We start from the raw sequence: 4150 nt of genomic DNA, 5'->3' as shown, positions 1-4150 counted from the left end.
GTCGCGCCCGGCCAGCGGCTGGTCGACCAGCCGGGCTTCCCGCCCGAGTGGAAGGAAGGCTCGCTCAGGACCGCCGCCTTCCTCGACCGGCTGCGCGGCGAGAGCGACCTCGACTGGACGTTCGTCTGCCCGGCGGCGATGCTCGCGCCCGGCGAGCGCACCGGCACCTACCGCGTCGGCGGCGACCAGCTGATGACGGGTCCCGACGGCCAGAGCCGCATCTCGATCCCCGACTATGCGGTCGCGCTGCTCGACGAGGTGGCGAGCGCCGCGCATCCGCGCCAGCGCATCTCGGTCGCATACTGAGCCATGGCCAGCGCCGCTTCCATCGTCGCGACCGAGCGGCGTGTCCGGTCGCCCGGCATCGTCCACGCCGTGCTGGCGCTGGGCGGGTTCGCGATCGGCACCACCGAGTTCGCGACGATGAGCCTGCTGCCCGCGTTCAGCCGCGGCATGGGCGTCGACGCGCCGACCGGCGGCCATGTCATCAGCGCCTATGCGCTGGGCGTGGTGGTCGGCGCGCCGCTGTTCGCGGTGGCCGGCGCGCGGCTGAGCCGGCGTACCCTGCTGGTGCTGCTGATGGGCTGGTTCGCGATCGGCAACCTGGCGAGCGCGTTCGCGCCGACGTTCGGCGCGCTGCTCGCGCTGCGCTTTGCGACCGGGCTGCCGCACGGCGCGTATTTCGGGGTCGCCGCGCTGGTCGCGGCGGGACTGGTGCGCCCCGAGCGGAGGACGGTGGCGATCGGGCGGGTGATGACCGGGCTGACCGTCGCCACGGTCGTGGGCGTGCCGCTCGCCAACCTGCTCGGCCAGTGGCTCGGCTGGCGCTGGGGGTTCGGCGTGGTGGCGGCGCTCGCGGCGCTGACGGTGGCTCTGGTGCTCGCGGTCGTCGCCGCCGACCGGCCGCACGAGGACGCCTCGCCGCTGCGCGAGCTCCGCGCGCTCGGGCGTGGCCAGGTGTGGCTGACGCTGGGCATCGGCGCGGTCGGGTTCGGCGGCATGTTCTGCGTCTATACCTATCTCGCCTCGACGCTCGGCGCGGTGACGCACGCGCCGGCCGGTGCCGTCCCCCTCGTGCTCGCGGTGTTCGGGGTCGGCATGACGGCGGGCAACTTCGTCGTGCCGCGGTTCGCGGACCGCGCGCTGATGCCGGTGGCGGGCGGACTGCTCGCGTTCAGCGCGCTCGCCCTCGCGATCTATCCGTTCGCGACCTCGCACCTGTGGTCGATCACGCTCGCGGTGGCGGCGATCGGCGTCGGCGGCGCGCTCGGTTCCGTGCTCCAGACGCGGCTGATGGATGTCGCGGGCGACGCGCAGGCGCTCGCGGCCGCGCTCAACCACTCCGCGTTCAATACCGCCAACGCGCTCGGCCCCTGGCTCGGCGGCCTCGCCATCACCGCCGGGCTCGGCCTCCCCTCGACCGGATGGGTCGGCTCCGGCCTCGCGCTCGGCGGCCTCGCCATCTGGGCAGTCGCAATGCTCGTGGAACGCCGACACCCGCCGGCCTGATGTAAACGACCGGTCATAACCTATGTGAGGCGAAGACGACGCAAAGGATCGTTATGTCGAAATCCACTTCATGGGCGCTGATCACCGGCGCATCGAGCGGGCTCGGGATCGAGCTCGCCAGGTCGCTCGCCGCGCGGGGCAGCAACCTCGTCCTCACCGCCCGGACGGCCGCGCCGATGGAGCGGCTGGCGGGCGAGCTTGGTCGCGACCACGGCATCGAGGCGGTGGTCGAACCACTCGACCTGTCGGCCCCGGGAAGCGCGGGGGTCCTTGCGGAGCGGCTCGATGCGCGCGGCATCGTCCCCGACATCCTCGTCAACAATGCCGGCTTCGGCCTCAGCGGCCGCTTCATCGACCACGACCCCGTCCGCCTCGCCGCGATGCTGCAGCTCAACATCGTCAGCCTGACCGAGCTTGCCCAAATCTTCGGGCGGCGCATGGCGGCGCAGGGACGCGGGCGCATCCTGCTGACCGCCAGCCTCGCCGCGTTCCAGCCCGACCCGCTGCTGGCCGCCTATGGCGCGTCCAAGGCCTATGTCCTGTCGTTGGGCGAGGCGCTGAACGTCGAGCTGGGGCCGAAGGTCACGGTGACGGTGCTGTCCCCCGGGCTGATGGACACCGGCTTCAACGCGGTCGCCGACTTCGAGACGCCCAAGGCGTTCGAGTCGAGCAAGCTGGAGCCCGCCGAGGTGGCGAGGATCGGGCTCGACGCGCTGTTCCGGGGCAGGTCGAGCGTCGTCGCGGGCCGGATCAACCGGGTCGCGGCCTTCGGCACCCGGCTGATGTCGCGCCACGCCGCCGCCAGGATGACGTTCGGCCTGTCCGGCGGCGCGAAGGCCTGAGATGGCGGGCGCCGTGGTGGGCGGGGCGCCCCGCGATGCGAAGCCACGCGCCGATCGACCGGCCATGGCAAGCGCCGCGATGCGGATCCATGTTCCCGTCCTGCATCAACGACCGGAGGAGCGCGTATGAAAGCGGTTCGGATCCATGGATATGGTGGCCCGGAGACCCTGACGTTCGAGGACGACGTGCCCGAACCCGAGATCGGTCCTGACGTCGTGCTGATCCGATCGGTCGCGACGAGCGTGAACCCGATCGACTGGAAGGTCCGCTCCGGCGCCCGGCAGAAGGACTTCCCGCTGCACCTGCCGGCGATCCTGGGCAAGGACGTGAGCGGCACCGTGGTCGCGGTCGGAAGCGACGTCCGGACCTTCAGGCCCGGCGACCGGGTGATCGCGATGGCCGATGCGGCCTATGCGGAGGTCGTGGCGGTGCCGGCCGCGCTGGTGAGCCACCTTCCCGACGGGGTCGACCCGATCGACGCCGCGGCCATCCCGCTCGCGGCGTTGACGGGGGACCAGCTCGTGCGGCTCGCGATGCGGGCGGCGGCGGGCCAGACGGTCACAGGCCAGACGGTCACAGGCCAGACAATACTCGTCAGCGGCGCGCTTGGCAGCGTGGGTCGTTCGGCGGTGCACGCGGCGAGGAAGCTCGGCGCGACCGTGATCGCGGGCGTCCGGGCACGCCAGCTGGCGGAGGCGGCGAGCCTTGGCGTCCATGCCGCCGTGGCGCTCGACGACGATGACGCCATGGCTGGGCTGGAGGCCGTGGATGGCGTGGCCGACACGGTGGGCGGCGCGACCGCGGCGATGCTCCTAGGCAAGGTCAAACCCGGCGGCCGGTTCGCCTATGCCTCGGTGCTTCCGGACGACGCGGCGACGGGAACGGGGGTGGAGATTGGCCGCGTGTTCGCGCGGCCCGACGCCGCCACGCTCCGCGCGTTCGCCGACGACATGCGCGACGGCCGGTTCGTCCTGCCGATCAGCCGGCGCCTGCCGCTGCGCGACGCGGGCGCCGCGCACGAGCTGCTGGAGAAGGGCGGGGGCGGGAAGATCGTGCTCGTCGTCTGACACGCGACGCCTGACGGGTCGGCATTACCGGTCGGCGGCGGCGGGTGGCGCCGCTCGCCCGACGCCCGGTCGCGGGTGACGATCAGCCCCGGTTGCTTGCCAGCGCGCCCTTCAGCACCGCCAGCGTCTCGTCGCTGACATGGTGTTCGATCCCCTCGGCATCGATCTCCGCGGTGTCGCGGCTGACGCCCAGCGAGCGGAGGAAGTCGACCACGATCTTGTGCCGCGCGCGCGAGCGGTCGGCGATCGCCTTGCCCTTCTCGGTCAGGAACAGCGAGCGGTAGCGGCGGCCGTCGACCAGCCCCAGGGTCTTCAGCCGCGCGATGACCTTGGCGGCGGTCGGCTGGGTGACGCCCATGTGGCCGGCGACGTCCGTCAGCCGCGCCTCGCCATGATCGGCGATCAGGTCGCCGATCAGCTCGACATAGTCCTCCGCCATCTCGGTCGCGTGCGCTTCGCGGGTCGCCCGAAAGGCCACCGCGCGGCGGTCCGAGAAGGAGGGGTCGGTCATGACTGGCGCATCCTGCCACGATTCGCGCGACGGCGCGACATCGTCGCGAAACTTGCATGACTAAGCATAATGTCTTAGCCTTGGCTAACTATCCATTCAACGCGCCAGAGGATCGGGATGCCCGGCACAGCGCCTGTCGCGACCATGGCGATCCTGCTCGCCGCCCTGCTCGCCACCGCGCCCGCGCTCGCTCAGGCCGGCCCGCTCCCGACCGCGCCGC

Annotated in this window: 4 protein-coding genes and 1 pseudogene; 4 read left to right on the top strand and 1 reads right to left on the bottom strand. The window is 72.3% G+C overall.

The window, feature by feature from the left end:
* The 4 genes and pseudogenes from HUV01_RS12975 to HUV01_RS12960 all read left to right on the top strand — a co-directional run.
* Nucleotides 1–306 (top strand): annotated as a pseudogene (locus HUV01_RS12975) (NAD(P)-dependent oxidoreductase); the annotation flags it as partial.
* Nucleotides 307–309: 3 nt separating this feature from the next.
* Nucleotides 310–1509, top strand: coding sequence for an MFS transporter (locus tag HUV01_RS12970; protein ID WP_174298643.1), 1200 nt, complete (start codon nt 310–312; stop codon nt 1507–1509).
* Between the two features lie 53 nt (nt 1510–1562).
* Nucleotides 1563–2351, top strand: coding sequence for an SDR family NAD(P)-dependent oxidoreductase (locus HUV01_RS12965; RefSeq protein ID WP_174298642.1), 789 nt, complete (start codon nt 1563–1565; stop codon nt 2349–2351).
* Between the two features lie 126 nt (nt 2352–2477).
* Complete coding sequence (locus HUV01_RS12960; protein ID WP_174298641.1) at nt 2478–3419, top strand: NADP-dependent oxidoreductase; 942 nt, start codon at nt 2478–2480, stop codon at nt 3417–3419.
* An 82-nt stretch (nt 3420–3501) separates the two neighbouring features.
* Here the strand turns inward: HUV01_RS12960 and mntR are convergent, their stop codons facing one another.
* Nucleotides 3502–3930, bottom strand: coding sequence for a manganese-binding transcriptional regulator MntR (gene mntR, locus HUV01_RS12955; protein ID WP_174298640.1), 429 nt, complete (start codon nt 3928–3930; stop codon nt 3502–3504).
* Nucleotides 3931–4150: the final 220 nt, after the last annotated feature.

This window comes from Sphingomonas bacterium (assembly GCF_903643035.1).
In the GTDB taxonomy this organism is placed as follows: Bacteria; Pseudomonadota; Alphaproteobacteria; order Sphingomonadales; family Sphingomonadaceae; genus Sphingomonas.
This window is presented reverse-complemented; position numbering and strand designations above follow the sequence as displayed.

Coding starts and splice junctions, on each gene's coding strand:
- mntR (WP_174298640.1), bottom strand. CDS start 3,930: ATGACCGACCCCTCCTTCTCGGACCGCCGCGCGGTGGCCTTTCGGGCG.
- HUV01_RS12965 (WP_174298642.1), top strand. CDS start 1,563: ATGTCGAAATCCACTTCATGGGCGCTGATCACCGGCGCATCGAGCGGG.
- HUV01_RS12960 (WP_174298641.1), top strand. CDS start 2,478: ATGAAAGCGGTTCGGATCCATGGATATGGTGGCCCGGAGACCCTGACG.
- HUV01_RS12970 (WP_174298643.1), top strand. CDS start 310: ATGGCCAGCGCCGCTTCCATCGTCGCGACCGAGCGGCGTGTCCGGTCG.